Origin of the sequence: Nonomuraea sp. NPDC048881 (assembly GCF_040649795.1) — a bacterium.
GTDB lineage: Bacteria > Actinomycetota > Actinomycetes > Streptosporangiales > Streptosporangiaceae > Nonomuraea.
This window is the reverse complement of record NZ_JBEZGC010000004.1, coordinates 308,607-334,618: the sequence shown is the minus strand read 5'-3', so window position 1 is coordinate 334,618 and position 26,012 is coordinate 308,607. Positions and strand designations below refer to the sequence as shown.

At 71.2% G+C, this 26,012-nt stretch carries 27 protein-coding genes; 16 read left to right on the top strand and 11 right to left on the bottom strand.

The features are described 5' to 3' along the window. Nucleotides 1-59 precede the first annotated feature (59 nt). Nucleotides 60-1,775, top strand: coding sequence for an ATP-binding protein (locus AB0C33_RS16665; RefSeq protein WP_358288314.1), 1,716 nt, complete (start codon nt 60-62; stop codon nt 1,773-1,775). A 170-nt stretch (nt 1,776-1,945) separates the two neighbouring features. Then, entirely contained in the window at nt 1,946-2,473 is a 528-nt protein-coding gene (locus AB0C33_RS16660; RefSeq protein ID WP_358288311.1) for a GNAT family N-acetyltransferase, read from the top strand. Between the two features lie 249 nt (nt 2,474-2,722). On the opposite strand, the gene AB0C33_RS16655 is transcribed toward AB0C33_RS16660, so the two are convergent. Both AB0C33_RS16655 and AB0C33_RS16650 read right to left on the bottom strand, forming a co-directional pair. Continuing rightward, nucleotides 2,723-3,727, bottom strand: coding sequence for an SDR family oxidoreductase (locus AB0C33_RS16655; protein ID WP_358288308.1), 1,005 nt, complete (start codon nt 3,725-3,727; stop codon nt 2,723-2,725). Nucleotides 3,728-3,735: 8 nt separating this feature from the next. Continuing rightward, on the bottom strand, nt 3,736-4,002 hold the full coding sequence (locus tag AB0C33_RS16650) for a hypothetical protein (protein ID WP_352319527.1): 267 nt from the start codon (nt 4,000-4,002) through the stop codon (nt 3,736-3,738). Nucleotides 4,003-4,056: 54 nt separating this feature from the next. Here AB0C33_RS16650 and AB0C33_RS16645 point away from each other — a divergent pair, with 54 nt between their 5' ends. From AB0C33_RS16645 to AB0C33_RS16635, 3 genes are read left to right on the top strand one after another with little or no spacing between them, the layout of a single operon-like run. Further along, nucleotides 4,057-5,064, top strand: a complete 1,008-nt coding sequence (locus tag AB0C33_RS16645; protein WP_358288305.1) for a DNA topoisomerase IB — start codon at nt 4,057-4,059, stop codon at nt 5,062-5,064. Between the two features lie 45 nt (nt 5,065-5,109). Beyond that, entirely contained in the window at nt 5,110-5,358 is a 249-nt protein-coding gene (locus AB0C33_RS16640; RefSeq protein WP_352352068.1) for a BON domain-containing protein, read from the top strand. Beyond that, on the top strand, nt 5,351-6,091 hold the full coding sequence (locus AB0C33_RS16635) for a metallophosphoesterase (protein WP_358288302.1): 741 nt from the start codon (nt 5,351-5,353) through the stop codon (nt 6,089-6,091). Before AB0C33_RS16640 ends, AB0C33_RS16635 begins: the two co-directional genes overlap by 8 nt. A 28-nt stretch (nt 6,092-6,119) precedes the next feature. On the opposite strand, the gene AB0C33_RS16630 is transcribed toward AB0C33_RS16635, so the two are convergent. Both AB0C33_RS16630 and AB0C33_RS16625 read right to left on the bottom strand, forming a co-directional pair. After that, on the bottom strand, nt 6,120-7,901 hold the full coding sequence (locus tag AB0C33_RS16630) for a SpoIIE family protein phosphatase (RefSeq protein WP_358288299.1): 1,782 nt from the start codon (nt 7,899-7,901) through the stop codon (nt 6,120-6,122). A 136-nt stretch (nt 7,902-8,037) separates the two neighbouring features. Further along, the gene (locus tag AB0C33_RS16625; protein ID WP_165959640.1) at nt 8,038-8,187 is read right to left on the bottom strand and encodes a GPGG-motif small membrane protein; all 150 of its coding nucleotides are present in this window, start codon (nt 8,185-8,187) and stop codon (nt 8,038-8,040) included. A 71-nt stretch (nt 8,188-8,258) separates the two neighbouring features. Here AB0C33_RS16625 and AB0C33_RS16620 point away from each other — a divergent pair, with 71 nt between their 5' ends. Next, nucleotides 8,259-9,212 (top strand): TIGR03557 family F420-dependent LLM class oxidoreductase, encoded by a 954-nt coding sequence (locus tag AB0C33_RS16620; protein WP_358288296.1) that lies wholly within the window; start codon nt 8,259-8,261, stop codon nt 9,210-9,212. Here AB0C33_RS16620 and AB0C33_RS16615 read toward each other — a convergent pair. Then, nucleotides 9,209-9,694 (bottom strand): DUF1360 domain-containing protein, encoded by a 486-nt coding sequence (locus AB0C33_RS16615; protein ID WP_358288293.1) that lies wholly within the window; start codon nt 9,692-9,694, stop codon nt 9,209-9,211. The genes AB0C33_RS16620 and AB0C33_RS16615 overlap by 4 nt on opposite strands. Before the next feature lie 151 nt (nt 9,695-9,845). Here AB0C33_RS16615 and AB0C33_RS16610 point away from each other — a divergent pair, with 151 nt between their 5' ends. Beyond that, nucleotides 9,846-10,397 (top strand): nucleotidyltransferase, encoded by a 552-nt coding sequence (locus AB0C33_RS16610; protein WP_352319540.1) that lies wholly within the window; start codon nt 9,846-9,848, stop codon nt 10,395-10,397. 103 nt (nt 10,398-10,500) lie between these two features. Here AB0C33_RS16610 and AB0C33_RS16605 read toward each other — a convergent pair whose 3' ends face one another. Continuing rightward, complete coding sequence (locus tag AB0C33_RS16605) at nt 10,501-10,845, bottom strand: PRC-barrel domain containing protein (RefSeq protein WP_358288290.1); 345 nt, start codon at nt 10,843-10,845, stop codon at nt 10,501-10,503. A 133-nt stretch (nt 10,846-10,978) separates the two neighbouring features. Here AB0C33_RS16605 and AB0C33_RS16600 point away from each other — a divergent pair, with 133 nt between their 5' ends. From AB0C33_RS16600 to AB0C33_RS16580, 5 genes are all read left to right on the top strand, one after another. Beyond that, complete coding sequence (locus tag AB0C33_RS16600) at nt 10,979-11,794, top strand: SAM-dependent methyltransferase (protein ID WP_358288288.1); 816 nt, start codon at nt 10,979-10,981, stop codon at nt 11,792-11,794. Between the two features lie 191 nt (nt 11,795-11,985). Then, on the top strand, nt 11,986-12,855 hold the full coding sequence (locus tag AB0C33_RS16595) for an EamA family transporter (protein ID WP_358288285.1): 870 nt from the start codon (nt 11,986-11,988) through the stop codon (nt 12,853-12,855). A 167-nt stretch (nt 12,856-13,022) separates the two neighbouring features. Continuing rightward, nucleotides 13,023-15,173, top strand: coding sequence for an accessory Sec system translocase SecA2 (secA2, locus tag AB0C33_RS16590; RefSeq protein ID WP_358288282.1), 2,151 nt, complete (start codon nt 13,023-13,025; stop codon nt 15,171-15,173). A 54-nt stretch (nt 15,174-15,227) separates the two neighbouring features. Then, entirely contained in the window at nt 15,228-15,602 is a 375-nt protein-coding gene (locus AB0C33_RS16585; RefSeq protein WP_352319548.1) for a VOC family protein, read from the top strand. 164 nt (nt 15,603-15,766) lie between these two features. After that, complete coding sequence (locus AB0C33_RS16580; protein WP_358288279.1) at nt 15,767-16,711, top strand: DMT family transporter; 945 nt, start codon at nt 15,767-15,769, stop codon at nt 16,709-16,711. Here AB0C33_RS16580 and AB0C33_RS16575 read toward each other — a convergent pair. Then, on the bottom strand, nt 16,680-17,840 hold the full coding sequence (locus AB0C33_RS16575) for an FAD-dependent monooxygenase (RefSeq protein WP_358288277.1): 1,161 nt from the start codon (nt 17,838-17,840) through the stop codon (nt 16,680-16,682). The genes AB0C33_RS16580 and AB0C33_RS16575 overlap by 32 nt on opposite strands. An 82-nt stretch (nt 17,841-17,922) precedes the next feature. On the opposite strand from AB0C33_RS16575, the gene AB0C33_RS16570 reads away from it, so the two are divergent. Continuing rightward, nucleotides 17,923-18,495 (top strand): TetR/AcrR family transcriptional regulator, encoded by a 573-nt coding sequence (locus tag AB0C33_RS16570; RefSeq protein WP_358288274.1) that lies wholly within the window; start codon nt 17,923-17,925, stop codon nt 18,493-18,495. A 42-nt stretch (nt 18,496-18,537) separates the two neighbouring features. Here the strand turns inward: AB0C33_RS16570 and AB0C33_RS16565 are convergent, their stop codons facing one another. From AB0C33_RS16565 to AB0C33_RS16555, 3 genes are all read right to left on the bottom strand, one after another. Then, the gene (locus AB0C33_RS16565; RefSeq protein WP_358288272.1) at nt 18,538-18,663 is read right to left on the bottom strand and encodes a hypothetical protein; all 126 of its coding nucleotides are present in this window, start codon (nt 18,661-18,663) and stop codon (nt 18,538-18,540) included. A 169-nt stretch (nt 18,664-18,832) separates the two neighbouring features. Further along, nucleotides 18,833-21,229 carry a hypothetical protein gene (locus AB0C33_RS16560; RefSeq protein WP_358288270.1) on the bottom strand — a complete coding sequence of 799 codons (2,397 nt, stop codon included), beginning with the start codon at nt 21,227-21,229 and terminating at the stop codon, nt 18,833-18,835. A 24-nt stretch (nt 21,230-21,253) separates the two neighbouring features. Further along, nucleotides 21,254-21,829, bottom strand: a complete 576-nt coding sequence (locus AB0C33_RS16555; RefSeq protein ID WP_358288267.1) for a GNAT family protein — start codon at nt 21,827-21,829, stop codon at nt 21,254-21,256. A gap of 107 nt (nt 21,830-21,936) precedes the next feature. Here AB0C33_RS16555 and AB0C33_RS16550 point away from each other — a divergent pair, with 107 nt between their 5' ends. From AB0C33_RS16550 to AB0C33_RS16540, 3 genes are read left to right on the top strand one after another with little or no spacing between them, the layout of a single operon-like run. Continuing rightward, entirely contained in the window at nt 21,937-23,139 is a 1,203-nt protein-coding gene (locus AB0C33_RS16550; protein ID WP_358288265.1) for an acyl-CoA dehydrogenase family protein, read from the top strand. After that, nucleotides 23,136-24,299: an acyl-CoA dehydrogenase family protein gene (locus AB0C33_RS16545; protein ID WP_358288263.1), complete on the top strand. Its 1,164-nt coding sequence runs from the start codon at nt 23,136-23,138 to the stop codon at nt 24,297-24,299. The genes AB0C33_RS16550 and AB0C33_RS16545 overlap by 4 nt, the downstream gene beginning before the upstream one ends. Further along, on the top strand, nt 24,296-25,351 hold the full coding sequence (locus AB0C33_RS16540; RefSeq protein ID WP_358288260.1) for an acyl-CoA dehydrogenase family protein: 1,056 nt from the start codon (nt 24,296-24,298) through the stop codon (nt 25,349-25,351). The genes AB0C33_RS16545 and AB0C33_RS16540 overlap by 4 nt, the downstream gene beginning before the upstream one ends. On the opposite strand, the gene AB0C33_RS16535 is transcribed toward AB0C33_RS16540, so the two are convergent. Beyond that, entirely contained in the window at nt 25,310-25,900 is a 591-nt protein-coding gene (locus AB0C33_RS16535) for a TetR/AcrR family transcriptional regulator (protein WP_358288255.1), read from the bottom strand. The two genes, AB0C33_RS16540 and AB0C33_RS16535, sit on opposite strands and share 42 nt — an antisense overlap. Between the last annotated feature and the right edge of the window lie 112 nt (nt 25,901-26,012).

The window sequence follows — 26,012 nt, the reverse complement described above, 5'->3', positions numbered from 1 at the left end:
GTACTGAGAGCAACTGAGAAACGTCGTTGAAACCCCACTTCTCAGTTATCCTCAGTGAAGTGAAGCATCACGAGGTGGACGCGGCGCTCGCTGTGGTCGGAGAGGGCGTCAAGGCGGACTCCCTGGAGTCGGAGACGCTTGACTTCAAGCTGGTGGCCGAGTCGCCGAAGGCCACGTTCAATCTCATCTCCGACGCCCTCGTCTGCTTCGTCAACGCCCACGGCGGCACCCTCGTCCTGGGGGTCGACGACAAGGCGACCGACCGTGTCCAGGCACTTCGCGGTGTGCCCGAGAGCTACACGGTGGAGGGCGTCCGGAAGGGGATCTTCGACCGGACGAGCCCACCGATCACCGCCTTCGTGGAAGAGCGGGTCGTCGAAGGCGCGCGGCTGATTCTGATCACTGTCCCGCAGGGGGCGATGCCGCACAGCAACGCCGCGGGCCTCGCCACCCGTCGTCTCGGCAAGGAGTGCCTGCCGTTCCCTCCGCATCAGCAGCGCGAGGTCATGATCGCTCGCGGCCAGGTCGACTGGTCGGCCGACGCCTCCAGCCTCAGCGTCAGCCAACTGAGCGCGGTGGAGTTCGAGAGGCTACGGCGGCTGCTGATCGCCAGCGGACGCGATCATCTGGCCGAGCTGGCGGACCGCGCTCTCCTGGAGTCGCTTCGCCTGATCGCCCCCAACGGAAGCGTCACGAATGCGGCAGTGCTGCTGCTGGCGGATGAAGAGCTGATTCCGCGAGTAATCCCGAGTTATGGCTATTCCTACCAGTTCCGCCCCACCTCGGGCAGCGAAGCCACCGGGCGGACGAGAGGAACCAGGCCGTTGATCGCGGCGATCCAAGCCATGACCGACGCCATGGAGAGCCGTAGAGAGGTGTGGCCGCTCAATCTGGCAGGTGGTGTGCAGCTCCAGCTCACCGACTATCCCAGCGAAGCCGCACGAGAGCTGGTCATCAACGCCTTCATCCATCGGTCGTACGAGACCGGCGGAACCGTCGACATCGAGCACTCTCCCGAGCGAATGATCATCACGAGCCCCGGTGGCCTGGTGTCGGGAGTGACCCCCGCCAACATCCTCACCCATCCGTCCACTCCCAGGAACCGGCTCCTCACGGAGACCGTGTCCGTCCTGCAACTCGCCGAGCGGACAGGACAAGGGGTGGACCGCGCCTACCGTGAGATGCTCAGAATCGGCAAGGAGCCACCGCTCTTCGAGGACCACGGAACGTTGGTCCGCGCGACCCTCGCGGGCGGCATCGGGAACGCGGCCTTCGTGCGGTTCATCAGTGATCTGCCACTGAGGGCGAGCAGGGACATCAACATCCTGCTCTCCTTGACGCACCTGCGTCACAGCAGAAGCATCGACGCGTTCGAGCTGGCTGAGATCATTCAGCGAGCGCCCGTCGAAGCGCAGGAAGTGCTGCGCATGATGCTTGACGACTACAGTCTGATCGCGCCCACCAAGCGAAGCGCCTCCAAGCAGTTCCCCACATATCGGCTGCGAGCAGAGGTGCTAGCGGCCATGTCCCGCTCGGTTTCGTATCGACATGTCGACGTGGACGACATGGATCGAAAGGTGATCGAGCACGTCCGGGAGTACGGCTTCGTCACCAACCAGACGATACGCCGCCTCTTCGATCTGCATGTCTACGCGGCCCGGGACCTGCTCAACAGTCTGCGGGAGCGCGAGATCATCGACAAGATCGGCGACGCGCGTGGGGGAGCGGGCGTGAAGTACGGGCCGGGGCCCAGATTTCCGAAGTCCAAATCCTGAAAGCCGGATGAGCGGACGGGCCTGGTTCCGGATGTCGTCGGTGCGTCACCTTCTGCGAATGCGTTCTCGTGAACTCGTTGAAGGGGTGCGGTGGCTGACCGTGGGGCTGAGGGATCGGCCCTTCAGCCCCGGCCGAGTCGGCAACGGTAGCCGGCACTAGTGTTCAGGTCATGCCTGACGTGATCACGGTCCACCCCGCGCAACCCGGCGACGGGGACGTCCTCGGCGAGATCCACGCCCTGTCCTGGGGCGTCTCGCACGGCCCGTTGTGTGCGCCGAAGGTCGCCGCGGCCGGGATCGAGGAGCGGCGCGGCAAGTGGCACGGCATCCTGGCCGAGGGCGGGGATCCGATCCTGCTGGCGCGCCTGAACGAGCGGCCCGGGGCCTTCGCCCGGTTCGGGGCCTCCACTTCCCGTCCCGGCTCCGCGGAGATTTATACCTTCTTCGCCCATCCGGACGTCTGGGGCAGCGGCATCGCCGGCGTTCTGCTGAGGGCCGTCCTGGACGCGGCACGCGACGCCGGGTACGACGACGTGCACCTGTGGACGCTCCGGGACTCGGCCCAGGCCCGCCGCTTCTACGCCAAGAACGGCTTCACCGAGACCGGCAGGACCCACGACCACGAGTTCGAGGAGGGGCCTGCGCTGGCTTTGATCGAGCTGGAGCGAGCCTTGCCGGGGCGAGCCGAACTGCCTTGATCCGCGGGGCCCCTTGGAGCCGAGTGCTGCGGCTCTGAAGATCGCAGTGGTTGGAGGACGCTCCCGTTGCCCGGCCAGTGATCTTTGGGGCGGCTGGTGGAGGAGGAGTAGGTCCGCTGCCAGGTCGGACGGTAGGGGCATGGCCGGCACATCGGCAGAGGACACGTCGCTGCGCGCCTGGTCCGGGATGGGCTCCCGCTGCCCACCCGGTAACCAGGTGCCGGGCGGGGGCCAGAGAAAGGCCCCCGGTCAGCGAGCGAGCCGGCGGGCCACCGTGACCGCCGCGGCCACACCCCCCACAGCCACCATCACCGCCCGCCGGTGCTGGGAGAGCCACACCTGCGGGCTGTGGCCGTGGGAGCGCCGGTCGAACGTGCCGTGCGCCCCGTAGTCCTTGTCCTCGTCGGCCGGCTCCCAGAGGTTCGACACCCCGCTCGGCTGCTTCTCGTCCGTCTGCTGGGACTGGATGCCGGTCCTGGCCAGGTACCGGTCCACCAGGGCGGGGGCGACGCGCTGGGCCATGAGGGTGGCCGCGGTGCTGGCGCCCACCCAGTATTCCTTGCGTCCGGGGTGCTCGGCGGCGTACACGATGGCGCGCGCCGCGACCTCCGGCTGGTAGATCGGGGGTACGGGCTGGGGGTGCCGCCGCAGCTTGGACAGGACCCACTCGAACTGAGGGGTGTTGACCGCGGGGAGCTGGACCAGCGTGACGTCGATGCCGCTCCGGTCGGCCAGGAGCTCGGTGCGCAGCGATTCGGTGAAGCCCTTGATGGCGTGCTTGGCCCCGCAGTACGCCGACTGGAGGGGGATGCCGCGATGGCTCAGGGCCGAGCCGACCTGGACGATGGTCCCGGCGTTGCGGGGGCCCATGAGGTCGAGGGCGACCTTGGTTCCCCACACATAACCGAGATACGTCACCGAAGTGGTACGAGCGTACTCATCTGGCGAAATATCGGTGAACTTGGCGAAGACTGAGGAAAAGGCGGTGTTGATCCAGGTCGCGATCGGTCCCATCTCCGCCTCGACGCGCTCCGCCGCCGCCTTCACCTGCTCGTAGTCGGCCACGTCCGCCTCGTAGACCTTCGCGTCCCCGCCCGCGGTTCCCACGTCCACGGCGGCCGCGCCCAGGCCCGCCGTGCCGCGGGCGATCAGGGCCACCCGAGCGCCGCGAGCGCCCAGCTCGCGCACCACCGCCCGCCCGACCCCGCCGCTCGCGCCCGTCACCACTACCACGCGTCCTCGAAGGGATGCCATGTCGGTTGTCAGCCTGCCTCTCCCGTGTTTCGGTCCTTCTGCCGCCGGATCGCCAGGGCGATGTCGACGATCGTGATGATGAACAGCACGATCGCGATCCCTGCCATCACCGGCGCGCCTGCTATGAGTCCCAGCACCGTGAACGCGAAGAGGAACACCAGGATGAACGATCCCACCCTGATGTGCACCACGTCGCGCGGTGTGGCGGGCACCATGGGGTGGCCCTTCCGGTCACCCTCTTCGTGCCATCTACCGTCATCCGTGTTCTCAGGCATGCCGCTCACCTGCCCGTCCTGTTTGTTGCCTAACGTGCTGGGTAGCCGCCCTGCGTGCCCGAGCTACATCCCAGTGACCAGAGTGAGCCGGGGATCGTCCGGCGCCGTCGCGGGCGCGGGTTCAGTTACGAAGGACCGGACGGGCGGCCGGTGCGCGACAAGGCGACGCTGGAGCGCATCAGGTCGCTCGTCATCCCCCCGGCGTGGAAGGACGTCTGGATCTGTCCCTCCCCGTACGGCCACCTCCAGGCCGTCGGCGTGGACGCGGCCGGACGCCGGCAGTACCGCTACCACGACCTCTGGCGCGAGCAGCAGGACAAGGCGAAGTTCGACCACGTGCTGGAGGTGGCCGAGCGCCTGCCCGCGTTCCGCAAGGCCGTGGACGACCGCCTCAAGGGCCGCGGCCTGACCCGGGACCGGGTGCTGGCCGCCGCTGCCCGCCTGCTGGACGTCGGCTTCTTCAGGATCGGCGGCGAGAGCTACGACACCTACGGTCTGGCCACCCTGCGGATGGACCACGTGACCTGCAGCAACGGCGTCGTGACCTGCGCCTACCAGGCCAAGGGGGACATCTCCCGCGAGGTCGTGGTGGCCGACCCCGGAGCCTGCACGGTGCTGCGTTCGCTCAAGGCGCTCGGCGCGGAGGGCGAACTGCTCCGGTACCGCCGTCCGGAGGGCGGCTGGGGTGACGTCAAGAGCGAGGACATCAACGACTACCTGCGCGAACTGCTCGGCTGCGAGGTCAGCGCCAAGGACTTCCGCACCTGGCACGCGACCGTCCTGGCCGCTGTGGGCCTGGCGGTCTCCAAGCACGCGCGGGGGAACGGCACCGCCAGGAAGCGGGCGGTGACCCGGGTGATGCGGGAGGTGGCCGAGTATCTGGGCAACACGCCGACCGTGGCGCGGGCGTCGTACGTGGACCCGCGGGTGGTGGAGGCGTACGACCAGGACAGGACGATCGCCGGGGCCCTCACCGAGCTCGGAGCGGACGCCGATTACGGGCAGCTCGCCACCCACGGGACGGTGGAACGGGCCGTTATAGACCTTATTCGCGCCGTTTGAGCCGTTAATCCCCGGGCATGCGGCGACAATAGAAGGAGGCAAGCGATGGAAGCTCCGCAGTACGTCGCGGCCCGCGTCCAACAGGCGCTGGCCGAGGACGGACGCACGAACGAGCTGGGCATCCGGGTCGACGTCCGCGGCGACCAGTTGTTCCTGCGTGGTCAGGTGAGCGGAGCCGAGCAGCGCGACAGGCTCGGCCAGGTGGCGCGGGAGATCGCGCCCCAGCTGCACCTGCACAACGAGATACGCGTGGTCGACGTCTCGGTGCTGGGGGAGGATGAGCATCTTGACTGACCTGCGAATCGCGGCGGTGGGCGACATCCATCTGGGCGAGGACGTCAGAGGCCAGTACCGGCGCAGGCTTGAGGGCATCGAGGAACGTGCCGACGTGTTCATGGTCGCGGGAGACCTCACCCGGCACGGCACGCTGGAGGAGGGCCGGGTCGTGGCCGACGAGCTGCGCGGCCTGCCCATCCCCACCGTGGCGGTCTTGGGCAACCACGACTACCACTCCGACCTGCAGTACGAGATCGCCGCCGAGCTGCGCGACGCCGGCGTCATCGTGCTCGACGACGACGGCACGGTGATCCAGTGCGGTGACCGGAAGCTGGGCGTGGTCGGCGGCAAGGGGTTCGGCGGCGGGTTCGCCGGCAAGAGCGCCAGCGAGTTCGGCGAGCGCGAGATCAAGAACTTCATCTCCCACACGCGCTACATCGCCGAGGCGTGGAAGGTCGCGCTCAAGGAGCTCGTGGCCGACCAGCGCGTGGTGCTGTCCCACTACTCCCCGATCAAGGAGACGTTGGAGGGCGAGCCGCTGGAGATCTACCCCTTCCTCGGCAGCTACCTGCTGGCCGAGGCGGTGGACACGGCGGGTGCCGACCTCATCCTGCACGGGCACGCCCACAAGGGCACGGAGAAGGGCATGACCTCGGGCGGCATCCGGGTGCGCAACGTCGCCCTGCCCGTCCTCGGCAGGGCGTACGGCGTCTACTGCCTGGAGGAGCCGGGCAACGACTACGACGACTGACCCCGGACGACTGACCCCGCGGGAGGCGTCACAACACGCGTGCGGCGATCACGCACACGTCGTCGGTGGAGTCGTCGGCGCCGAGCCGCCGCAACAGACAGTCGATCATCTGCTCGGGATCGTCCCCCACGCACGAGCGCGAGGCCCGCAGGAGCGCGGCCATGCCGACGTCCAGGTCCTGCCCGCGCCGCTCCACGACGCCGTCGGTGTACAGGACCAGGGTGTCGCCGGGTTCGAGCTGGGTGACGGTCATGTCGTACTCGGCCGCGTCGAACGCCCCCAGCAGCGTGCCGGTGACCCCGTCGATGGCCTGCCCGTGCCCGTCCCTGATGAGGACGGGCGCGGGGTGCCCGGCGTTGGTCCAGGCGAACGTGCGGCGCTCGGGATCGAAGTGGCCGATGATCGCGGTTCCGGTGACGGTGACGTCCTCGTTGGAGTGCACGATGAGGTCGTTCAGCCAGGTGGCGAGCTGACCGGCGGGAGCGCCGGTGTACGCCAGGCCGGCCAGCCCCGAGCGCATCTGCAACATGATGCTCGCGGCGGTCAGGCCGTGGCCCATGGCGTCGCCGATGGCCAGCAGCACGCGGCCGTCGGTGATCAGCCGGGCCTTGAACCAGTCGCCGCCGAGCCTGGCCAGGTCCTCGCTCGGCAGGTAACGCACGCCGACGGCGAGCCCCGGCAGCTGGATGAGGCCCCGGCGGATCGGCAGGATCGTGTTCTGCAGCTGGACGGTGATCCGATGCTCCTGCTCGGCCCGTTCCTTCTCCTTGGTCGCCTGCTCGTGCGCCACGGCCAGCGCGCGTTCCCTGCGGCGGTTCTTGGTGACGTCCTGGACCAGGCAGCGGACCTTGACCGGCACGCCGTCCCCGTCGAGGATCGGCTCGCTGTAGACGCACAGGTGGCGCACGCCGTGCCGGTGCTGGATGCGGAACTCGTTCTCCACGGCCTCGCGGAACTCCAGCAGCGTGCGGATCTGCTCGTCCATGACGGGGAGGTCCTCGGCGACCACCACGGCGGGCAGCTCCTCCAGGGGCATCGGGCCGTCGGCGCGGGCGCGGCCGAACATCTCGTACATCTGCGGCGTCCACAGGGTGCGCTCGGTCGCCAGGTTCCACTCGCCCCAGCCCAGCTCGGCCAGGCGCTGGGCGCGTTCCCAGCCGGAGACCAGCAGCTCCTCGTCGTCGAGGATGCGCCAGCTCACCAGCAGGCCCTCGTCCACGCGCGCGGCGCGCACGGCCAGGGTCGCCGGCCACAGCCGGTAGTCCATGGCCTCGACGAACTCCAGCGGCATGTGGTGCAGGGACTCGCCCGACTCGTACACGCCGATGTAGTCGTCCAGCAGGCCGGAACTGGCCACGCCGGGGCTGACCGACAGCAGGCGGCGCCCGGCCAGGTCGTCGGCCGTGCGCCCGGCGGGGGTCCTGGCGTGCTTGTTGGCAGCCAGGACGAGGAAGTCCACGACGCGGCCCGCGTCGTCGTGGACGGGGGTGAGGAAGAGGGCCGAGGCGTGCACGCCCGCCAGCATGCCGCGTACCCACTCGGGCACCTCGGGCCGTTCGAGCACCTGCTCGGACGGCCGTTCGATGCCCTTCGCGACCTCGGTCAGGTCCAGACCGCTGTGCTGGGCCATCCTGGCGAGTTGCTCGGCGGCCTCGCCTGGGCGGATGTTGAGCCGGGTGGCCAGGCGGGCCGTGGCCTCGTCGAGGATGGCCTGGGTACGCAGGTGGCGGCGGACGTGAACAAGTTGCTCACGGACCCGTGCCGAAGCCGCGTTCATCTCGTAGCGGCTGAACGGCGGAAATCTGCTCACTCGCTCCCCATGCCCGATCATTCGGGATTGAGGGCTGGTGGTGCTGATATTTCGGCCAAATTAGGTGGACCGCTGGGCCGTTCTCGAGGTTCGGCCCAGCGGGTTGTCACGGACGGAGTGCGGGGCGGCGTGCGCCCTACACATTGAAGATGCTGACCCCGCCCGGGCCCACGAGGAAGCCGAGGACGATGAGCACGATCCCCCAGAGGAGGTCGCGACGGGCCAGAATCACGTAGATCCCGGAGATGACGAGGATTACGGCGATGATCCAAAGCAAAGTAGCCATGTGACTGCAACTGCCCCCACGCGCGACTCAGTAACATGTTTTCCTCCGCCGTAACGGGCAGGTGGTGATTCATGACGACATTCGGCTATTTCTTGTCGTGTGAGGAACACGGACCCAAAGAACTGGTACGTCAGGCCAAAGCCGCGGAACGCGCCGGTTTCGAGGCTCTGTGGATCTCCGACCACTTCCACCCCTGGCTGGACGAGCAGGGCCAGGCGCCCTTCGTCTGGTCCGTGATCGGCGCGCTGGCCGAGGCGACCTCCCTGCCCATCACCACCGCCGTCACCTGCCCCCTCATCCGTACGCACCCGGTCGTCGTCGCCCAGGCCGCCGCCACCACCGGGGCGCTCACCGGCGGACGGTTCCGGCTCGGCGTGGGCACCGGCGAGGCGCTGAACGAGCACGTCGTCGAGTCGCGCTGGCCCCCGCTCAGCGAACGCCTGGAGATGCTCGAAGAGGCCGTCGGGCTGATGCGCGAGTTGTTCACCGGCAAGCTGGTGACCCACCGGGGCGCCCACTACCGCGTGGACACGGCCCGGCTCTACACGCTCCCCGACGAGCCGGTGCCCATCCTGATGTCGGGGTTCGGCGAGAAGTCCACGACGATGGCCGGCCGGCTTGCCGACGGCTACATCTCCACCGGCCCGGACGCCGAGTCGGTCACGCGGTTCCGCGAGGCGGGCGGCGCGGGCAAACCGGCGCTCGGCGGCCTCAAGGCGTGCTACGCCGCCGACGAGGTCACCGCGCGCAAGACCGTCCACCGCCTGTGGCCCACGCAGGGGATCAAGGGGGAGGCGTCGCAGATCCTGCCGCTGCCGCGCCACTTCGAACAGCTCGCCGAGTCGGTCACCGAGGACGAGGCCGTGGGCGGCAGCCCGGTCGGCCCCGACCCCGAGGTCCACGCGCGGGCGCTCAAGGAGTACGTGGACGCGGGGTTCGACGAGGTCTACGTCAACCAGATCGGCACGGAGCAGGACGCGTTCTTCGACTTCTACGAACGCGAGGTGCTCCCCAGGGTGCGCTAGTCGGCCGACTTCATCAGCTTGGCGTACCCGAGCTGGAGCCAGTCGGAGATGGCCACCGCGGTCATCGTGGCGCCGACGAGCCTGGTCACCCTGGGGGCGAAGACCAGGCCGACGGCGTACGCGGTGGCCGCCCACTGGGCCAGGCAGAACGGGCAGGCCAGCAGCTCGCCCATCGGCCCGCGCGGCTCCTCCTGGACCTCCGACGGGCCGCCCTGGCCCTCGTACCTGGTGAAGGGCGCCCGCAGGGGGCTCATGACCGGGTCCTTGGCCAGGCGCCGGGAGACCTTGTGCGTGCAGGCCGCCATGAGCGCGAGGTCGAGGACGCCGACCCGTTCGGGCAGCTTCCGCTTGGTGAGCACCGCGGCCGCCGCCGCCCCGGCCACCCCCGCGCCGTACGTGGCGAGGATGCCCAGGTAGCCGCCCAGCGGACGATCATGCCCGTTGCCGTAGGCCCGTTCCGTCTTCTCCAGCATCTCGGTCATAGGGTGTGGCGCTACCCTCAACCCCTGCCTCTACGCGCCGTCCCCGGGGCTGTCTCTTGGGCTGTTCCCGACGTCTACATGACGATCGTGAGGGTAGCCCGGAACCATGAGCAGCCATGGTCATGCGGTCACTGACGCCATCCTTGACACGTTGAAGCGCGCCAGCTCCGGGCTGAAGGACGCCGGGGTGAAGTTCGCGCTGGCCGGCGGCTGCGCGGCCTACGCCAGAGGCGCCGCCCCCTCCTTGCACGACGTGGACTTCGTGCTCACCGAGCATGACGTGCCCGCCGCCCTGGAAGCCCTGCGCGGGCTGGGCTTCGAGACCGCCAAACCGCCGGAGGACTGGCTGGTCAAGGCGTACGACGAGGGCCGGCTGGTCGATCTGATCTTCCGGGTCTCCGACCACGAGATCACCGAGGAGCTGCTGGACCGGGCCGAGCCGTTGAAGGCGTCGGCGGTGATCGTGCCCGTGCTGGAGGCCACCGACCTGGTCATCTCGTGGCTGCTGCCGCTGTCGGAGCACGCCTGCGACTACGGCTCCCTGCTGGCCCAGGTGCGGGCGCTGCGCGAGCAGGTGGACTGGCCGCGGGTGGTGGCGGTGGTGGCCGACTCGCCGTACGCGACGACGTTCGTGACGCTGCTGGAGCGGCTGGGCGTGCTGAGCGAGCCGGTGGTGGCCAGCGGCGAGAGCCGATGGCCCTGACTCGGCAGCCCTGACCCGGCGGCCCTGAGGAGGGCGGTCCGGAACGGGCGGAGGGCCGCGCCCCGATCGGACGCGGCCCTCCCTCTAGGGCAGACTGCGAGGGTCACCCGCCGTAGCGGCCGTAGTAGTCACCCAGCCGCGTGCGGTACTCGGTCTCCTTGTAGCTGCCCTCGTCGAACTCGGGCGCGTCCTTGATCTCGGCCTTGGTGCGCGCGACGTGCACGTTGCGCTCCTGAGGGTCGATGCGCGTGACGACCTGCGCCGGCAGCATGACCTTCTTGCCGAAGATCCAGGGACCGGTGTCGACGATGATGTAGCTCTCGCCGACCTCGTACGTCGCCTCGTCGACGGACCCGATCTTCCCGTCGGTCGCCTGGACGTGGTACCCCACGAGATCCAGACTCTGGCCGCGGTCATAGACGTCAGGACGATAGTTCCAGAGCTCCATCGGGCTCTCTTCCTCTCTTCTTCCGTCTTTTCTCGGGCAAGACTTCCGCTACCCGGACAGACTCCGGTAAACCCCCAACAAAGCGTCGGTGGCGGCGGCTACGATCCGCGTCACGCACTGGAAAGGGGGCCGGATGACCGTCGGCGAGGCGCAGGAGTGGGCCCCTCCGGGCGTCGACGTCACGCGTCCCAGCGTGGCCCGCGTGCACGACTGCCTGCTCGGCGGCGTGGAGAACTTCTCCGTCGACCGCTCGGTGGCGCGCCGGCTCAAGGACGCCGTGCCCGAGGTGGTCGACCTCGTCTGGTGCAACCGGGCCTTCATCGGCCGGATCGTCGACTTCCTCGTCCGCGAGGCGGGCATCAGGCAGATCATCGACCTCGGCGCCGGGCTGCCGACCATCGAGAACACGCACGAGGTCGCCCAGTTCGCCGACCCCCGTACCAGGGTCGTCTACGTGGACATCGACCCCATGGTCGAGCCGCACGCCCGCGCCATCCTGAGCGGCAACCCCGGCGCCACCGCGATCACCGCCGACGCCCGCGACGTCGACGCCGTGCTCGGCCACCCCGAGCTGGGCCGCCTGATCGACCTCGACCAGCCCACGGCCCTGCTGGCCATCGGGCTGCTGCACCTGTTCCCCGACGCCGACGACCCCCACGGCCTGGTCCGGCGGTACGTCGCCGAACTCGCTTCCGGCAGCCACCTGGCCGTCTCCAACATGCTCGCCTCCGGCAACCCCAAGGCCAAGGCCCTGGAGGCGCTGCTCCAGGCCACCATGGGCACCGGCCACTTCCGCGAGCGCGCGGCGATCGAGGCGTACTTCGACGGGCTCGTGCTGGTCGAGCCCGGGGTCGTGCACTTCCCCGAATGGCACCCCGACGAGCGGCTGCCCGGCCCGCTGGCCCCGTGGGAAGAGCTGCTGCTGGGCGGCGTGGCCCGCAAGCCATGAAACCCGGGTGCCTTCGCGGCGGACGGACGGCTAGGGTGGCGCCCATGCCGCGTCGATTCCTCGTCTGCTCCCCGCCGCCGGCCCCCTAGCGGGCGGCGGCGTTTCAGGATTCTCCGGGTCTGACCGATCCGGGGGTGGTTGCTGCCCGCATACGGGCCCATTCCCACCACTCCATCCGGAGAACTCCTGTCATGACCCCTGTCTCCGCCCGCCGTGGCGCCGTCTACGTCTCCGTGGCCGCCACGGCCTGGGGCACCGGCGGCGCCGCCGGCGCGCTGCTGTTCGAGTCGGGCCACCTCGGCCCGGTCGGCGTCTCGCTCTGGCGCTACCTGCTCGGCGCCGCCTTCCTGCTCACGCTCACCCGCCGCGCGGCGCGTCCGAGCCGGCTCACCTGGCACGTCCTGCCGGTCGGGGCCGGCATGGCCGTCTACCAGACCGCGTACTTCGCGGCCATCGCCGGGTCCGGCGTCGCGGTCGCGACGGTCGTGACCATGGGCGCCACGCCGATCATCACCGCCCTCGGCGGGCGGCTGCTGCTGCGCGAGCCGCTCGGCCCGGTCGCCCGCGCCTCGCTGGCCGCCGCGCCGGTCGGGCTCGTCCTGCTCACCTGGGAGTCCGTCGTCCAGACCCGCTCTCTGTCCGGCATCGGGTACGCCCTGCTGTCGGCGGCCGGGTACGCCGGCGTGACGCTCTTCTCCCGGCATCACAGGGCGGCCGACCCGCAGGGCACCGCGGTCGGCGGGTTCGCGGTCGGGGCGGTCTGCCTGGCGCCCTTCGCCCTGCCGGCGGGCGTGCTGCCCGAGCTGACCGTGTCGTCGGTGGCGCTGCTGGTCTACCTGGGCGCGGTGCCCACCGCCCTGGCCTACGGCCTGTTCTTCCGGGCGCTCACCGCGTTGCCGGCCACCACGGTCTCGATCATCTCGCTGGGCGAGGCGGCCGGGGCGGCGCTGATCGGCGTCCTGCTGTTCGGCGAGCGGCTGACCCCGCTCGCCTGGGGCGGGTGCGCGCTCCTGCTCGCCGCGGTCGCCGTTCTCGCGATGAAAGCGGAAACGGAGATGTGAGGTCCAGGGCCCGTGATGAGTTAAGGTCCGGTACGGCGACGCTTGCCGTATCGTCGCTCCGTTCTCTCATTTCGGCATAACGGAACGGCGCCGGCGAAACGTGCGTTGGAGGAACTGTGGCCTCGATAAAGGGAATATTCAGAAACCTCCTGGATCGTCCAGGCGGCGTGAACCTGAGCCCCTATCTGAAGATCGTCAAGGCGGCCGAAGAGCGCGCCGGCCGCGTCGGGAAGCTCGACGAGCTGCCGACGCCGGCCATGGACGATCTGGCCGAGTTCTGCGCCGTCGTGCGCGAGGCCGCCGACCGCACCCTCGGGCTGCGGCCGTACGACGTGCAGTTGCTGGGCACGCTCGCCCTGCTCGACGGCAAGGTGGCCGAGATGGCGACCGGCGAGGGCAAGACCCTGTCGGGCGCCATGGCCGCCGCCGGCTACGCGTTGCAGGGCAAGCGCGTCCATGTGATGTCCGTCAACGACTACCTGGCCAGGCGCGACGCCGAGTGGATGGGCCCGCTCTACGAGGCGCTCGGCGTCAGCGTGGGCTGGATCGACCAGAACTCCACCCCGGAGGAGCGCCGGGCCGCCTACGCCAAGGACGTCACGTACGGGCCGGTCAGCGAGATCGGCTTCGACGTGCTGCGCGACCGGCTGCGCACCGACCCGGCCGAGATCGTCGTGCCCGCGCCCGAGGTGGCGCTGATCGACGAGGCCGACTCCGTGCTGGTCGACGAGGCCAGGGTGCCGCTGGTGATGGCCGGCGCGGCCGACCCCGGCAGCGCGGTGCCGGAGATGGCGGCGCTGGTGCGCACGCTCGTCCGCGGCTACCACTACGAGATCGACGAGCAGGCGCGCAACGTCTACCTCACCCCCAAGGGCGCCGACAGCGTCGAGAACATCCTCGGCGTCGAGCTCTACGACGAGCACGAGCCCGGCACCCTCATCGAGCTCAACCTCGCCTTGCACGCCCACGCGCTGCTCGCCCGCGACGTCGACTACATCGTGCGCGACGGCAGGGTGCAGCTGATCAACCCCTCGCGCGGCCGGGTCGCGCTGCTGCAGCGCTGGCCCGACGGCCTCCAGGCGGCCGTGGAGGCCAAGGAGGCGCTGCCGCCGAGCGAGAAGGGCGAGATCCTCGACTCGATCACCGTCCAGGGGCTGATCCGCCGCTACCCGCAGATCTGCGGCATGACGGGCACCGCCGTCGCGGTCAACGAGCAGCTCGGCGAGTTCTACGGCCTCAAGGTCGCGGTCATCCCGTCCAACCGGCCGTGCGTGCGGCAGGACGAGCCCGACCGCATCTACCCGACCGTCCCCGACAAGGACGCCGCGCTGGTCGAGGAGATCCAGGAGGTGCACGAGACGGGCCGGCCGATCCTCATCGGCACCCTCGACGTGGCCGAGTCGGAGAACCTCGCCAAGCTCCTGCAGCGCCGCGGCATGGAACCGGTCGTCCTCAACGCCAAGAACGACGCCGAAGAGGCCGCGATCATCTCCAGGGCGGGCGAGCGCGGCGCGATCACCGTCTCCACCCAGATGGCCGGTCGCGGCACCGACATCCGGCTCGGCGAGGGCGTGGCCGAGCTCGGCGGCCTCTACGTGATCGGCTCCGGCCGCCACGCCAGCAGCCGCCTCGACGACCAGCTCCGCGGCCGGGCCGGCCGCCAGGGCGACCCGGGCGGCTCGGTCTTCTTCGTCAGCATGACCGACGACCTGATCACCCAGTTCGTCCCCGACGAGCGGCCGCCCGCCCCCGACCCCGACGGCCTGGTGCGCCATCGGCGCGGCGCGTACATCGTGGGCCACGCCCAGCGGGTGGCCGAGGGCGTCAACCTGGAGATCCACCGCAACACCTGGCGCTACACCCGCCTGCTCGAACACCAGCGTGAGCTGATCCTCGAATGGCGCGACAAGGTCCTCCACGGCGACGCCGCCGCCAAGGCGCTGGCCGAGGCCGACCCCGAGCGCTGGGCCGAGCTGCCCGAGGACACCAGGGACGAGACGGCCCGCCAGATCGTCCTGCACGCCATCGACACCTGCTGGACCGAGCATTTGGCCTTCCTCAACGACCTGCGCGAGGGCATCCACCTGCGCGCGCTGGGCCGGATGAGCCCGGTCGACGAGTTCCAGCGGGAGGCCGTGGCCGAGTACAAGGCGCTGCAGGCCGAGGTCGAACGCCGCTCGCTGGAGTCGTTCGAGGCCCCCGAGCCCGACCTCAAGCGTCCGTCGGCCACCTGGACGTACCTGGTGCAGGACAACCCGTTCGGCACGGAATGGGACCGGATCCTCAAGCGGGTGACCGCCGCCACGCGCCGCGGCTGAACATGCCGGGCGTACCTGACAGAAGATGACAGGTACGCCTGCGAGCATGGACGCATGACGACGAAAGCCAAGCTCATCGCCTTCACCATCGACTGCGACGACCCCCGGAAGCTGGCCGCCTTCTACCACGAGGTGACCGGCTTCGAGATCCAGTACTCGGAGGAGGAGTACGCGGCGATCGGCGACGGCTCCACGAACATCTACTTCGGTCGCGTCCCCGGTTACAAGCCGGGCGAGTGGCCCAGCGCCGACAAGAAGTTCCATCTCGACTTCCGCGTGCCCGACCTGGACAAGGCGGTCGAGGAGTACACCGCGCTCGGGGCGGTCAAGCCGGAGTTCCAGCCGGGCGTCACCGAGGAGGGCACGCGCTGGATCGTGCTGCAGGACCCGGAGGGCCACCTGTTCTGCGTGGTTCCCGAGCAATCGTAGGGGCCGCGACGCCCCTGCGGGGGCTCAAGGATCAGCCACAAGTTCGTGCAGGTGGCGGCCCCAATTGGGCGAATTATCAGCCTAAAGAATGATGGTAGTGCTCCGCTCGGCTCTTAAGCTGGAGCAATGCTCCTGCACGGACCCCTGCCCCTGCGTGGGCGCCGATGACCTGGATCGGGCTGCTCATCGCGCTGGCCGGAGCGCTGGGATACGCGCTCGGCGCCGCCCTCCAACAGTACGAGGCCGTGGCCGCGGGCGCCTCGCTCAAGCTGGTCCGGCGCCCCCGCTGGTGGATCGGCGGCGTCATCGGCTTCACCGGGGCGTGCCTGCACGCCGTGGCGCTCAGCTTCGCGCCGCTGGTGGCCGTGCAGCCGATCAGCGTGGCCACCCTGGTGTTCGCGGTGCCGCTGGCCGCCTTCATGTACGGGCGCAGGCCGTACCGGGCGGAGATCCTCGGCTCGATCGCCGTGGCCGTGGGCCTGCTCTGGCTCATGCTGCTGGTGCCGCAGCACAACGTCACGCCCCGGCTGAGCAGCGGCGCCGCGCTCGCCTTCCTGGGCGTCATCGCGGCGATCGCGCTGGTCTCGCAGGTGCTCGCGCGGCGTTTCCACGGGCCCGCGCGGGCGCTGCTGCTCTCGGTGGGCGCCGGTGTGGTGACGGCGAGCGTCTCGACGTTCGTCCGGGTGGTCGGCGGCGGGCTGGAGGGCGACTGGGGACGGCTGATCCACTGGTTCACGCTGGCCGTGCCGGTGCTGCTGGTCTGCGCGGTGGTGCTGCTCCAGCGCTCGTACGCGGTCGGCTACTTCGGCATCGCCTACGCCGGCGTCCAGGTCATCGACCCGATCACGTCGGTGCTGGCGGGGGCGATCCTGCTCGGCGAACCGCTGCCTGCCAGTCCGTCCACGGCCATCCCCGCCCTGCTGGCCGGGGCGCTGACCATCGGCGGCACGATCACCCTCGGCCGCCTCACCCCCGACCACTCCAAGCCGGCCCCGGCCCCCGCGCCCGTGCCCCCGGTGCTCACCTCGGCGACCGTGGCCGCCGAGGCTGCCTCCGAGACGGCGTCCGAGGGCGCGGTCACCGGTCGGCGGCCCGCGTCCGGTCAGTGACCGCCTCCACCGGCGGACGCCAGGCCAGCACGTCGTCCATCGAACGCAGCATCAGCTCCGGGCTGAGCCGGCCCGCTGCGGTCACCGCGAGGTCGCGCAGCCGTACCGCGAGCGGGTTGCGCAGCTTGGTGACCCGGCAGATCGTCATCGACTGCCGCACGACCCCCGACGTGCGCGCCAGCCGCGTGGCGGTGTAGGCGGCCAGGTCGCCGTCCGCCACGTGCGCGAGCACCACGGCGTCCTCCAGCGCCTGGCAGGCGCCCTGGCCCAGGTTCGGGGTCATCGGATGGGCCGCGTCGCCCACCAGCGCCACCTTGCCCCGGTGCAGGGCGGGCAGCGGCGTCTTCAGGTAGTGGACGTCGTTGCGGATGATCCGGGCCGGGTCGGCGGCCCGCAGCAGCGCCGGGATCGGCTCGTGCCAGCCGCCGAACCTGCGCAGCAGCTCCTCCCGCTCGTCCCCGTGGGCGGCGCCGGCGGGTGACAGGTCGGTGGCGTACAGGTAGACCAGGTCGTCGGTGAGCTGATGGACGCCGAACACCAGCCCCCTGCCCCAGCTCTCCGACCGGGGGATCTCCAGCCCGTTCCGCGGGACGAGCGCCCGCCACGCCGTCACCCCCGAGTACACCGGCCCCGGATGGCCGGGGAAGAGCGCCCGCCGGGTCGCCGACCGGATGCCGTCGGCGCCCACGACCAGGTCGGCCTCGATCTCGCCCGCGTCCGTGCGGACGATCCCGCGCTCGGCGTCCACGCCCGTCACGGTGACGCCCAGCCGCAGGACGCCCGGTTCCAGGGCGTCGGCGAGCACGTCCATGAGGGTCGCCCGCAGCATGACGACCACCGAGTCCCCGTACCGGGCGTCGGCGTGATCGGTGGTGGTACGCGTCAGCCAGCGGCCGTCCGCCCGCCGCACGCCGAGCGGCCCCTCCACCGTGGACAGCTCGCGCACCCGGTCGCCCAACCCCAGCGTGTCGAGCGCCTTGAGCGCGTTGGCGGCGACCGCCAGCCCCGACCCGACGGGCTCGACGGCGGCCGCCCGCTCCAGGACGCTCACCTCCCACCCCTTGCGGCGCAGGGCCACGCCGCAGGCCAGCCCTCCGATGCCGCCACCGATCACCACAGCCTTGGGCATGACGCCTCCTTGGTTACTACGTCTGTAGTGTCAGCGTACTACGCCTGTAGTTCGCTCGCACTACCCCTGTAGTATTCGGTCCGTGAAACGAGCTGACGCCGTCGCCGACACGGCCATCACCCTGCTGGCCGAGCGGGGCATGCGCGGCCTCACCCACCGCGCCGTGGACGAGGCGGCCGGGCTGCCGCCCGGGTCCACGTCCAACCTGGCCCGCACCCGCGCCGCCCTGCTGGAGCTGACCCTGTCCCGGCTCACCGAGCTGGAGATGAAGGCCATGGCGATCGCCTACGAGCCGGTGCCGCTCACCCTCGACGACCTGCCCGCCCGGCTGGCCGAGGCGGTGCGCGTGCAGCTCGACGACCGCAGGCGCACCCTGGCCCGCTACGAGCTGGCCCTGGAGGCCACCAGGCGTCCCGAGCTGCGCGAGATCTACAACCGGGCGGGCCGCCGCTTCCGCGACCCGGCGCCCGCCATGCTGGCCGCCCTGGGGTCGAAGGACCCGGTGCGCCACGCCCGCCAGCTCGTGGCCTTCGGGGAGGGGCTGATGTTCGACGCGATCGCCGGCGCGGGCTCCGTGCCCTCCGTGGAGGAGCTCACCCTCGCGCTGCGCGACCTGCTGACCGGCATGCTGCGTGACGAGGGCGCCGGCGGATAGGACCGCCGGCGCCCGTGTCGGCCATGCGTGGCCTCGGGCGGCCTACTCCTCGCCGCCCGCGTCCTCGCCGTCCCTCGCGTGTTTGCCGCGAGGCTCCCGGTGGCCGTCGGCCGCGCCGGACCCGGCCTCCGGCGACTCGTCCTTGGGGGGTGCCTCATGCCTGCCCATACGGGGGGAACTCTCCTTCTCTTCGACCAACAGCTCACGGTGACCGTATGACTACGGTTACGCGCCCGGCAAGGGGGTTGGTTCAAGATCCACGCCACGAATTCGAGAAGAATTCGCGTAACGCCGTGATCAGCCGGGATCGGCCGGGATCAGCCGCGATCAGCCGTCGTCAGCCGGGGCAGGTCGCCCGGTAGGGCACCTCGGGCAGATGCCGGGCCCAGTCCGCGGCCGACAGGCCCCCGTAGCGGGCGCACACCGCCGACGCAGGATCACCGGCCGCGGGCGACCGGGCCAGGTCCAGCGTGAGCACCGTCCCGCCGGCGGCCAGCACGCGGGCCGTACGCCCGTCGTCCGCCAGCACCGCCCGCGGCGGCCGGTCCGCGCCGCCCACCGGCACCTGGCGTTCGGCCAGCAGCACGCGGTCGGGGACGCGCCACACCCGCACCCGGTCGTTGTCCGTCCCGGCCAGCAGCCGCCCGTCCGGGCTGAAGCGCAGGTGGCCGGGGGAGGGGCGCAGCCGGGTGCCGAGCACGGGCACGCCGTCCAGGTCGTAGATCTGGATGCCGGTCTCCTCGGCGATGGCCACCCGCTCGCCGTCCGGCGCGAACGTCGTGTACTCCCACGGCATCCGGTCCAGCCACGGCGCAGGCGTGACGCGGCCGCCGCGCCTGATCGCCGAGCGCCGGCCCTCGAACGTCAGCGCCACCCGGTCACCGGGACCGGCCACCACGTACTCGCCGACGAAGGCCGCTCGGCGGGCCCGCAGGTCCCAGGCCCACCGCTCGCCCGACTGCCGGGCCGCCGCGAACAGCAGCCCGCCGCCCGGGCTGAACCACGCCGACTGCTCGCCCGGCGCCCCCAGCCCCCTCCCGAACGGCGGCCCCACGCCCTGCCCCGACGCGGTGTCCCACAGGTACGACCGGTCCACGCCGACGAAGGCCAGCGTGCGCCCGTCGGGGGACCAGGCCATCGCCCGCACGCTCTGCTCGGGACCGGCCGTCTCGGCCAGCCGCCGGTGCCCGGGGACGTCGTAGACGCGCACCGTGTCGTCGGTCAGCGCGGCCAGCCGGGAGCCGTCGTCGCTGATCGCGTACAGCGAGCGCGGCCCGGCCTGCGGGTCGGTGAAGACGTCCACGGCCGGGTCGGCGGCCGCCGCCGTCAGCGCCCGCCGCGCCTGCGGCACCTGGGCCAGCCGCCAGGCCGCCAGGCTCAGCCGGCGCGCGGTCACCGGATCGGCCACCCGCAGCGCCTCGGCCCGCGACGCGGCGACCTTGGCCATCGCCTGCTCCAGCCGCCCGTCGGCGGCCCCGCGCTGCCACACCGCGAGCAGCGCCGCCAGCAGCGCGACCGACAACAGGCCGGACAGCAGCCCGACCATGAGCCTCCGGCGCCTGCGCGCGCCGCCGCGGGCCCGCGCGAGCCCCTCGTCCAGGAAGGTCTGCTCGCCGGGGCTCAGGGTGACCCGCCGCCGCCCGCCGGCCGCCCAGGCCATCGCCCGGTCGAGGGGTTCGCCCTGGTAGAGGTCGGACTCGCGGCGCCCGCCCGCCTCCCAGGCCCGTGCCGCCCTGGCCAGCTCCCGGTGCACGGCCAGGCCGTCCCGCTCGCCGTCCAGCCATTCGTGCAGGCGCGGCCAGGCCCGCAGCAGGGCCGTGTAGGTGATCGTGAGGGATCCCCGGTCGCCGATCGTCAGGATTCCGGCCTTCCCGTACGCCTCCAGCACCCGGTCGATCGCGGCCACCTCGTCGGGGGCGCGTCCGGCGACCAGGTCGTCACGGAGGGCGGGGGCCACGGTGTCGCCGCCGGACTCGTCGAGCCCGACCAGGCGCAGGAAGACCTCGGGCACCAGATCCTGGTCCGCCCGGCAGAGCTGGAGGTAGAGGGCCTCGGCGCGGACGCCGAGCGGCGGGTCGTCGACGGGCTCCGGCGGCAGCAGGCGGCCGAGCTGGGACTGCGGGGCGTCGAGCAGGGACATGAGCAGGTGGCGGGCGTCCGGGCGGCGCTCGGGGTCGTCGTGGAGCGCGGCGGCGACCAGGCCGCGTAACAGCCGGTCGAGGCGCTCCCCGTTGCCTAATCGCTCGGTGAGCCCGTACGCGGCGAACAGCAGGACGCGCCCCCACGCCCGCACGTCGTCCGCCGGGCCGGCCTCGGCGTCGGCCAGCCCCAGCCCGACCAGGCGTGGCCCCTCGGCGCCCAAGATGATCTTGTCGGGCGTGAGCGACCCGTGCACCGCGCCCGCCTCGTGCACCGCGGCCAGCGCGGTGGCCGTGGCGGCGGCCAGGCGGTAGAGGTCGTCACCGGCGAAGGGGCCGTGCCGCTCGACGACCTGGCGCAGCGTCGGCCCCTCGATGTACTCGCTGACCAGATACGGCGGATCGCCCTGCGGGCACGCCTCGACCAGTCGCGCCGCGTGCACCGAGCGCACCTGCGGGACCGTCGCGTACGCGCCCGGTCCGGGCAGGTGGAGGGCATGGCGACCGCCCGACTCGTCGTAGGCCTCGCGGACGGTGGTCCGCCCGCCGCCGTCGAGCCGGGCGCCGAGCCAGTAGCCTCCCAGCCGATCAGTCATGCGGGATTAGATGCCGCCTTCCGTTCAGCGGTTCAGTCGAGCCCGGTGCTCCGGCCATTCCTCTTCGAGGATGCCGAAATAGACCGTGTCGCGCCAGGTGCCGTCGGGCCTTCTGCGGTGGCGGCGCAGGGTTCCCTCGTGCACGCCGCCGATGCGCCGGATGGCGGCCTGGGAGCGCAGGTTCAGCACGTCGGTCTTGAGCAGGACCCGGTTGAATCCGAGGCCGAAGGCGTGGTCGAGCAGCAGCAGCTTGCAGTTGGTGTTCACCGCGGTGCGCCAGTGGGCGCGGCCGTACCAGGTCCAGCCGATCTCGACGCTGTCGTCGAAGCCGGGCACGTCGATGTAGGTCGTCCAGCCGCCCGGCCGTCCGGTCTCCTTGGGGATCACCGCGAACGGCACGTGCTGGTCGTCGCCGATGAGCGCGCGGGCCGTCCTGGTCAGGTCCTCCTCGGTGCGCGGGGTGGCGATCGGCAGCCAGCGCCACAGCTCGTCGTCCCCGCCGCCGGCGGCGAACAGGTCGGGGACGTGGTCCAGGGTGAGCGGTTCGAGGCGCACGACGTCGTTCTCCAGCACCACGGGCGCGGGCAGCTTGGCGGTCATGCCGCCACGATAGGCGGCGCTCCCGTCGCAGGTTGACGGCCACCTGGCCCTTTTTGCGGGGAACCACCTGTCGACATCCATACCGGCCGGTCGGTAGGCTCACCGGCATGGACTTCGCCTTCGACACCGTCACCGAGGACCTGCGCGAGCGCCTGCTCCGCTTCATGGACGAATGCGTCTATCCGGCCGAGCCCGCCTTCGAGGAGCAGGCCGCGGACGCCGGCTGGAGCCCGCCACCGCTGCTCGACGACCTCAAGGACGAGGCGAGGAAGCGCGGCCTGTGGAACCTGTTCCTGCCGGGCGCGCACGGCGCCGGCCTGACGAACCTCCAGTACGCCCCGCTGGCCGAGATCATGGGCCGCAGCCCCAGCATCGCCCCCACCGCCACCAACTGCGCCGCCCCCGACACCGGCAACATGGAAGTGTTGTCGATGTTCGGCAGCCAGTGGCAGCGCGAGGAGTGGCTGCGCCCGCTGCTCGACGGCGAGATCCGGTCGGCCTTCGCGATGACCGAGCCCGACGTCGCCTCCTCCGACGCCACCAACATCGCCACCTCGATCGTCCGCGACGGCGGCGAGTACGTCATCAACGGCCGCAAATGGTTCATCTCCGGCGCGATGAACCCCAACTGCAAGATCTTCGTCGTCATGGGCAAGACGAACCCCGACGCGCCCAAGCACCGGCAACAGAGCATGGTCCTGGTGCCGCGCGACACCCCGGGGCTGCACGTCAAGCGCGGCATGCACGTCTTCGGCTACACCGACGCCGACCACGGCGGCCACGCCGAGGTGATCTTCGAGGACGTGCGCGTACCGGCCGAGAACCTGATCGGCGAGGAGGGCGGCGGCTTCGCCATCGCGCAGGCCAGGCTCGGCCCCGGCCGCATCCACCACTGCATGCGCCTGATCGGCATGGCCGAGCGCGCGGTCGAGTTGATGTGCGAGCGGGCCCTGGCCAGGACGGCGTTCGGCAAGCCGGTCGCCCAGCAGGGCGTGGTCCAGGACTGGATCGCCGAGTCCCGCATCAGGATCGAGCAGTTGCGCCTGCTCGTGCTCAAGACCGCCTGGCTCATGGACACCGTGGGCAACCAGGGCGCCCACACCGAGATCCAGGCCATCAAGATCTCCACCCCGATCACCGTCGAATGGATCCTGGACAAGGCCATCCAGGTGCACGGCGCGGGCGGCGTCTCCCAGGACTTCCCGCTGGCCGCGCTCTGGGCGGGCGCCCGGTCCCTGCGCCTGGCCGACGGTCCCGACGAGGTGCACAAGCGGTCCCTGGCCTATCGCGAGCTGAAGAGGTTCATGTGAACGAAGCGCAGATCAAGGAGCGCGTGCGCGCGTTCCTGGGCGAGCACGACCCCGAGGGGGACCGGCTGGAGTTCCTGCGGGCCAGGTTCGACGCCGGGCTGGCCTGGGTCTGGTTCCCCGAAGGGCTCGGCGGCCTCGGCGCGGCCAGGGAGCTGCAGCAGGTGGTCGAGCACGAGCTGGCCGGCACGCCGCAGATCAACAGCGGCGTCCAGGGCATCGGCCTCGGCATGGCCGCGCCGACGATCCTGGCGTTCGGCACGCCGGAGCAGAGACGGCGCTTCCTGCGCCCGCTGTGGACCGGCGAGGAGATCTGGTGCCAGCTCTTCAGCGAGCCCGGCGCCGGCTCCGACCTGGCCACGCTCGCCACCCGCGCGGTCCGGGACGGCGACGAGTGGGTGATCGACGGCCAGAAGGTCTGGACGTCGGGCGCCCACCACTCCCGCTGGGCCATCCTGGTCACCCGCACCGACCCGGACGTGCCCAAGCACCGCGGCATGACGTACTTCGTCTGCGACATGCACGCCCCCGGCGTCGAGGTGCGGCCGCTGCGGCAGATCACCGGCGAGGCCGAGTTCAACGAGGTGTTCCTGACCGGCGTGCGGCTCTCCGACGACCTGCGGCTGGGCGAGGTCGGCGACGGCTGGCGGGTCGCGCAGACCACGCTGATGAACGAGCGCGTCGCGATCGGCGGCGCACCCGTCCGGCGCGGCGGCGGCATGGTCGGCGCGGTGCTGGAAGCCTGGCGCGCGCACCCCGAGCTGCGCACCCACGACCTGCACCAGCGGCTGCTGGCGCTGTGGGTGGAGGCCGAGGTCACCCGCCTGTCAGGGGCCCGGCTGCGCGAGCAGCTCGCCGCCGGCCAGCCCGGTCCCGAGGGCTCGGGCATGAAGTTGTCGTTCGCCAAGCTCAACCAGGCGCTGTCCGGCTTCGACGTCGAGCTCCGCCGCGACCTGGGCTACGACGACTGGACGTTCCGCCGCTCGGAGGACGTCGACTTCTACGGCCGCGGCCCCGGCTACCGCTACCTGCGGGCCAAGGGCAACTCGATCGAGGGCGGCACGTCCGAGATCCTGCGCAACATCATCTCCGAACGGGTGCTCGGCCTGCCCTCCGAGCCCCGCGTCGACAAGGACGTGCCCTGGAAGGACCTGCCGCGATGACTCTGCTCTACTCCGAGGTCGAGGAGGAGCTCCGGGCGGCCGTGCGCGGCCTGCTCACCGACCGCTGCCCGCCCGCCGCGGTGCTCGGGCGCGTCGAGTCGCAGCCCTACGACCTGGACCTGTGGAAGACACTGGCGGGCGAGATCGGCGTCGCCGGGCTCCTGGTGCCCGAGGACCTGGGCGGCGCGGGCGCGTCGGCCAGCGAGGTGGCCGTCGTGCTGGAGGAGCTGGGCCGGGCCGTGGCGCCGGTGCCGTTCCTGACCAGCGCGGTGCTGGCCACCAAGGCGCTGCTGCCCACCGGTGACGCCCTGCTCGGCGAGCTGGCCGAAGGACGCAGGACGGCGGCGCTGGTCGTGTCGTTCGCGGCCTCGCCGTACCGGCCGGAGCGCGGGTCGTCGGTGCGGCTGGCGGGCGGGCGGCTGTCCGGCGCCGTCACCGGGGTGGCCGGCGCGGACGTGGCCGACGTGCTCCTCGTCCCCTTCGAGGGCAGGCTGTACGAGGTCGAGGGCGCCACCGTCGAGGTCGTGCCCTCGCTCGACCTGACCAGGCCGGTCGCCACCGTCACCCTGTCCGGGGCGCCGGCCCGCGATGTGGGGGAGTGCGACCTGGCCGGCGTGCTGAGGTTCGGGGCCGGGCTGCTGGCCTCCGAGCAGGTCGGCGTGGCCGAGTGGTGCCTGGACACGACGCTCGCCTACGTCAAGGAGCGCCACCAGTTCGCCCGGCCGGTCGGCTCGTTCCAGGCGATCAAGCACCGGCTGGCCGACCTCTGGCTGGACGTGGTCAGGGCCAGGGCCGCCGCCCGCGGCGCGGCCGCCGATCCCGGGGACATCGCGGTAGCGGTGGCGCAGTCGTGGAACGCCGGGGTGGCGGTGCACGCCGCCGAGGAGGCGGTGCAGCTCCACGGCGGGATCGGGATGACCTGGGAGCATCCCGTGCATCTGTATCTCAAGCGCGCCAAGGCCACCGAGATCGCGCTCGGCACGCCCGGCGACCATCGGGAGGCGCTGGCCTCACTCGCCGGCGTCCCCGGCCCCGAGGGAGTTCAGCAGTAGGTCGGCGAAGTGCTTGCCCACCTGGGCGCCGGTCAGCGGCCCGTCCGCGTGGAACCAGGTGCCCAGGTGGTGCACCGAGCCGAAGAAGTAGTCCACGACCAGCTCGGCGGGCACCCGGTCGCTGAGGACGCCCGTGCGCTGCCCCTCGGCCACCAGGTCGCGGAAACGTTCGTGGTAGCGGCGGCGCTCGGCGCGCACGGTCTTCTGCTTCTCGGTCGCGAGCAGGTGCATCGACCTGAAGAAGATCTTGGAGTCGTCGAGGTTGGCGGTCGTCGTCTCCACGACGTCGGCCGCGGCCCGGTGCAGCCGCTCGCGGACCGTGCCGGGGCCGTCGGCGATGCGCGTCAGCCGGTCCATCTGCATGCGGAGCAGACGGGCGTAGATCTCGTGCAGCAGATCGTCTTTTGAGTCAAAATAGTGGTACATGGCGCCCTTGGTGACGCCGGCCGCCTGGACGATCTCCTGGACCGAGGTCCCCTCGAATCCACGGGCCGCGAACAGCCTGGTCGCCTCGGCGAGCAACCGCTGCCGGACGGGTTCTTCCTTCACATCGTCCCCCTTGTCACCCGCCATAGCATACCGACTGGTCGGTTGACGGTCTTGCAGGTTTTATTTGCGTCACCTTAGGCTCACCTTGGTTCGTGCTTGGGTATGCCTTAGA

What these genes read in the sequence shown, in the direction of transcription:
- AB0C33_RS16660 (WP_358288311.1), top strand. Translation starts at nt 1,946, where the DNA reads ATGCCTGACGTGATCACGGTCCACCCCGCGCAACCCGGCGACGGGGAC.
- AB0C33_RS16655 (WP_358288308.1), bottom strand. Translation starts at nt 3,727, where the DNA reads ATGGCATCCCTTCGAGGACGCGTGGTAGTGGTGACGGGCGCGAGCGGC.
- AB0C33_RS16650 (WP_352319527.1), bottom strand. Translation starts at nt 4,002, where the DNA reads ATGCCTGAGAACACGGATGACGGTAGATGGCACGAAGAGGGTGACCGG.
- AB0C33_RS16640 (WP_352352068.1), top strand. Translation starts at nt 5,110, where the DNA reads ATGGAAGCTCCGCAGTACGTCGCGGCCCGCGTCCAACAGGCGCTGGCC.
- AB0C33_RS16625 (WP_165959640.1), bottom strand. Translation starts at nt 8,187, where the DNA reads ATGGCTACTTTGCTTTGGATCATCGCCGTAATCCTCGTCATCTCCGGG.
- AB0C33_RS16620 (WP_358288296.1), top strand. Translation starts at nt 8,259, where the DNA reads ATGACGACATTCGGCTATTTCTTGTCGTGTGAGGAACACGGACCCAAA.
- AB0C33_RS16615 (WP_358288293.1), bottom strand. Translation starts at nt 9,694, where the DNA reads ATGACCGAGATGCTGGAGAAGACGGAACGGGCCTACGGCAACGGGCAT.
- AB0C33_RS16605 (WP_358288290.1), bottom strand. Translation starts at nt 10,845, where the DNA reads ATGGAGCTCTGGAACTATCGTCCTGACGTCTATGACCGCGGCCAGAGT.
- AB0C33_RS16600 (WP_358288288.1), top strand. Translation starts at nt 10,979, where the DNA reads ATGACCGTCGGCGAGGCGCAGGAGTGGGCCCCTCCGGGCGTCGACGTC.
- AB0C33_RS16595 (WP_358288285.1), top strand. Translation starts at nt 11,986, where the DNA reads ATGACCCCTGTCTCCGCCCGCCGTGGCGCCGTCTACGTCTCCGTGGCC.
- AB0C33_RS16585 (WP_352319548.1), top strand. Translation starts at nt 15,228, where the DNA reads ATGACGACGAAAGCCAAGCTCATCGCCTTCACCATCGACTGCGACGAC.
- AB0C33_RS16580 (WP_358288279.1), top strand. Translation starts at nt 15,767, where the DNA reads ATGACCTGGATCGGGCTGCTCATCGCGCTGGCCGGAGCGCTGGGATAC.
- AB0C33_RS16575 (WP_358288277.1), bottom strand. Translation starts at nt 17,840, where the DNA reads ATGCCCAAGGCTGTGGTGATCGGTGGCGGCATCGGAGGGCTGGCCTGC.
- AB0C33_RS16565 (WP_358288272.1), bottom strand. Translation starts at nt 18,663, where the DNA reads ATGGGCAGGCATGAGGCACCCCCCAAGGACGAGTCGCCGGAGGCCGGG.
- AB0C33_RS16560 (WP_358288270.1), bottom strand. Translation starts at nt 21,229, where the DNA reads ATGACTGATCGGCTGGGAGGCTACTGGCTCGGCGCCCGGCTCGACGGC.
- AB0C33_RS16555 (WP_358288267.1), bottom strand. Translation starts at nt 21,829, where the DNA reads ATGACCGCCAAGCTGCCCGCGCCCGTGGTGCTGGAGAACGACGTCGTG.
- AB0C33_RS16550 (WP_358288265.1), top strand. Translation starts at nt 21,937, where the DNA reads ATGGACTTCGCCTTCGACACCGTCACCGAGGACCTGCGCGAGCGCCTG.
- AB0C33_RS16540 (WP_358288260.1), top strand. Translation starts at nt 24,296, where the DNA reads ATGACTCTGCTCTACTCCGAGGTCGAGGAGGAGCTCCGGGCGGCCGTG.